This window comes from Streptomyces sp. NPDC058653, from assembly GCF_042716895.1.
In the GTDB taxonomy this organism is placed as follows: domain Bacteria; phylum Actinomycetota; class Actinomycetes; order Streptomycetales; family Streptomycetaceae; genus Streptomyces.
Genome location: NZ_JBHXRM010000098.1, coordinates 1 through 1,187 on the forward strand (window position 1 = coordinate 1; position 1,187 = coordinate 1,187).

The 1,187-nt window shown below is 52.1% G+C and carries 3 protein-coding genes; 1 reads left to right on the forward strand and 2 read right to left on the reverse strand.

Features of this window, described 5'->3' with window-relative positions; genetic code table 11:
* Positions 1-204 (forward strand): hypothetical protein (locus ACFWU9_RS36240; protein WP_384325357.1); only part of this gene is annotated, 204 nt, incomplete at its 5' end.
* A gap of 290 nt (positions 205-494) precedes the next feature.
* Here ACFWU9_RS36240 and ACFWU9_RS36245 read toward each other — a convergent pair.
* Together ACFWU9_RS36245 and ACFWU9_RS36250 are read right to left on the reverse strand one after the other, a co-directional pair.
* Entirely contained in the window at positions 495-680 is a 186-nt protein-coding gene (locus ACFWU9_RS36245) for a Rop family plasmid primer RNA-binding protein (RefSeq protein WP_013772937.1), read from the reverse strand.
* A 365-nt stretch (positions 681-1,045) separates the two neighbouring features.
* A partial coding sequence (locus ACFWU9_RS36250; RefSeq protein WP_114475382.1) for a YgdI/YgdR family lipoprotein occupies positions 1,046-1,187 on the reverse strand: 142 nt, incomplete at its 5' end.

Consider the following 1,187-nt stretch of genomic DNA (forward strand, 5'->3'; position numbering starts at 1 on the left):
TCCGGAGCCCTGATGACTCTTAGTGATGATGAGCGACACCTGCTTGTGTCCGTTGTTTCGGTCTGGCTACGGCGTGCCGGAGGGGATGCCGGAGCCATGATGCTGGATGCATACCGGCAGATTTTGTCTGAAACCGAACCGGCCGTAAGGACTGTCATGCTCGAATTTCTTGAATCCGTTCGCATTCATTACATTTCGTCCTGAGCATTTTCTGTATTTCTGTCCATACTTAAACGAGGCGGCCGTCACGGACGGTGGTCGTCGTTCCATGATGCTGTTATGGACGAGTGAGAGTAATCTAATCTAACTTGATTGAGTTCCGGGCGTGCCGCCCGGTTTTTTTTGCTGTTTCCCGGTGTCCGTTCCGGGACAGGATGTGCATTTGTAATACCGCGCACGCGCCGGCATCACAAATACCCTGGTCAGGGCTGCGCCCCGACACCCCGCCATCGCCTCACGGCCGCGCACTGAATTGCGCACCCGTTCACCGATTTTCACGCATTTTCCTCGCCTATCTGTGCGTTCAGCATGGCGTAAAGCGCTTCGGCCTGATCGTGCAGGTGCTCACAGCAGCCGGCAGCCTCATCCAGATCCATCTGCTCGAGCCGCTCAAGGAGGAGAAGTGTCTGTGCGCGGATAAATTTGGCCATATTGAGGGCGGCGGATTCCTGTCTGGTCACTGGTGATTTTCCCCGTCTGGTGATGATTTTTGCGTGAAAAGAGCATGGCGTCATTCTGGTGCATAGTCATGCATGCCGTTAAAATTTAACAGGCGCGTTTCTGACGGGTTCCGGGGTGGTTTGTTGTGGTTTTTGTCATGGTTTCGTCAGGAACGCGCTGAACGCGTCTCAGGCGGTGCGGGCAACGGATGTTATGGTAAATTCTTGGGGGCTTGATTATAAAATACCGCACTTCCTCTTATGTCTTGTGCTTTTTAGACAACCCTGAAAGCTTTTAGCTTTGGTGATGCAATTTGCTGGGATTTTGGCGGAGAACCACAGGTAAAGAAAAAGGCCACATTAGCGGCCTTTTTCGGAGAAGATGCTCAGTGCGGAATTTCGGAGACTTCTTTAACGTCGGTTTTATTGATCTGCTGTTTGACACCATTCGCGTCTGTATAGCCAAGCAGGCCTGAGTCTGATTCTTTAGGTTTGCCGTCGCTGACAATAGTGCGACCGTCATTGGTG